A 1,638-nucleotide genomic window follows, 5' to 3' on the forward strand; every position below is an offset into this window, starting at 1 on the left:
GCCCGAGGCCCACGTCGGTGGTCTGCTTCACCGCCTCGTAGGTCAGCGTGCCGGAGCGCGAGACGACGCCGACCGAGCCCTTCTTGTGGATATGGCCCGGCATGATGCCGATCTTGCATTCGTCGGGGGTGATCACGCCGGGGCAGTTCGGGCCGATGAGCGTGGAGCGGGAGCCCTGCAGCGCGCGCTTGACCTTCATCATGTCGAGGACCGGGATGCCCTCGGTGATGCAGACGATAAGCTCCATCTCGGCGTCGATCGCCTCGAGGATCGAATCCGCCGCGAAGGGGGGCGGCACGTAGATGACGGAGGCATTGGCCTCGGTCGCCTGCTTGGCCTCGTGGACCGAGTTGAAGACCGGCAGGCCGATATGGCTCTGGCCGCCCTTGCCCGGGGTGACGCCGCCGACCATCTTCGTGCCATAGGCGATCGCCTGTTCGGAGTGGAAGGTGCCCTGCGAGCCGGTCAGGCCCTGGCAGATGACGCGGGTGTTTTTGTTGACGAGGACTGCCATGATTGTCCCTTTTCCTACATGTTCAGGATGATGGCGCTGGTGCCATCGTCGATGCATTCGCCGGAATTGCCGGCCTGAGCGTAATGAATCCAGATCAGCCGCCGGGGCGCGAAGACCGAGAGGCCGTCGCAGGGGGTCGCCAGCCCGCGTTCGGGATGGCCGGTCTGCACCTGGCCCGGAAAGAGCCGCTCGGCGAGCGCGGTGCCGATGGCCTGCGCCATCGCGAGCGGCACTTGGCTCGACTGGAAGGTGCAGTAGCTCTGCTCGGACCCCGGTTCGATGACGCCCCACAGCTCGGGCGCCGTGACCTCGTGCGTGCCGGGATCGGCGCCCGGCGCGAGCGAGAACCCGGCTGCCGTGAACGCATCGACCACCTTTTCGGGGGTGCGATAGTTCCTCAGACAGATCTCCGCCGCGAGCTGCATGTTGACCGCCGCCGCCTCTTCCGCGGTCTTGGCCGGGGCGGGGGCCGGGAAGGCCGCCGTCAGAGCCAGGACTGCCGCGGGAAGCGGACCCCTCATCGCCTTACCCCTTCACCGCCTTGACGATCTTCTGCGCGGCATCCGAGAGGTTGTCCGCCGCGATCACGTTGAGGCCGGAGGTCTGGATGATCTCCTTGCCCTTCTCGACGTTGGTGCCCTCGAGCCGGACGACCAGCGGCACCTTGAGGCCCACCTCCTTCACCGCCGCGATCACGCCCTCGGCGATGATGTCGCAGCGCATGATGCCGCCGAAGATGTTGACGAGGATGCCTTTGACGTTCGGGTCCGAGGTGATGATCTTGAAGGCTTCGGTCACCTTCTCCTTCGTCGCCCCGCCGCCGACGTCGAGGAAGTTCGCGGGCTCGGCGCCGTAGAGCTTGATGATGTCCATCGTCGCCATCGCGAGGCCGGCGCCGTTCACCATGCAGCCGATCTCGCCGTCGAGCGCGATGTAGTTGAGGTCGAACTTCGAGGCCGCGAGCTCCTTCGGGTCCTCCTCGGTCTCGTCCCTCAGCGCGGCGATGTCGGGGTGGCGGTAGATCGCGTTGCCGTCGAAGCCCATCTTGGCGTCGAGGCACTTGAGATCGCCCTTCGGCGTCACGATCAGGGGATTGATCTCAAGCATCTCCATGTCCTTCTCGA

The 1,638-nt window shown here is 66.1% G+C and carries 3 protein-coding genes; all 3 read right to left on the reverse strand.

The genetic code is table 11. The features are described from left to right. On the reverse strand, positions 1 to 514 hold a 514-nt coding region (locus tag OEZ60_RS22065; protein ID WP_411709837.1), incomplete at its 3' end, for a succinate--CoA ligase subunit alpha. A 14-nt stretch (positions 515 to 528) separates the two neighbouring features. Next, positions 529 to 1,035: a hypothetical protein gene (locus OEZ60_RS22070; RefSeq protein ID WP_263341012.1), complete on the reverse strand. Its 507-nt coding sequence runs from the start codon at positions 1,033 to 1,035 to the stop codon at positions 529 to 531. Positions 1,036 to 1,039: 4 nt separating this feature from the next. Continuing rightward, positions 1,040 to 1,638: succinate--CoA ligase subunit beta (locus OEZ60_RS22075; protein WP_411709838.1), on the reverse strand; the 599-nt coding region annotated here is incomplete at its 5' end.

The organism is Albidovulum salinarum (assembly GCF_025673475.1).
Lineage (GTDB): Bacteria > Pseudomonadota > Alphaproteobacteria > Rhodobacterales > Rhodobacteraceae > Albidovulum > Albidovulum salinarum.

Coding starts and splice junctions, on each gene's coding strand:
- OEZ60_RS22070 (WP_263341012.1), bottom strand. CDS start 1,035: ATGAGGGGTCCGCTTCCCGCGGCAGTCCTGGCTCTGACGGCGGCCTTC.